Origin of the sequence: Candidatus Nitrosotalea sp. FS (assembly GCF_011319475.1) — an archaeon.
Lineage (GTDB): Archaea > Thermoproteota > Nitrososphaeria > Nitrososphaerales > Nitrosopumilaceae > Nitrosotalea.
This window is the reverse complement of record NZ_RCMC01000049.1, coordinates 580-789: the sequence shown is the minus strand read 5'-3', so window position 1 is coordinate 789 and position 210 is coordinate 580.

The following is a 210-nucleotide window of genomic DNA, read 5'->3' as shown; positions in this document are numbered from 1 at the left end:
ATTCTAGAATAAGAAGGTAAAAGTTAGATCTCAGATAAATAAATCAGGCTTGTTGTAATACCGTAAGCTTGCGTCCTCATTTTCCTACCCTATGAGGATGCGACCTTATTCAGAATCAATTTTTTGTATGGATTGTTTTGGAACCTGAAGATTTCTAAATGTGTCAGGATGGATTATCTTTGCCAAAATCTCAAGGCCTGTTACAGTTCT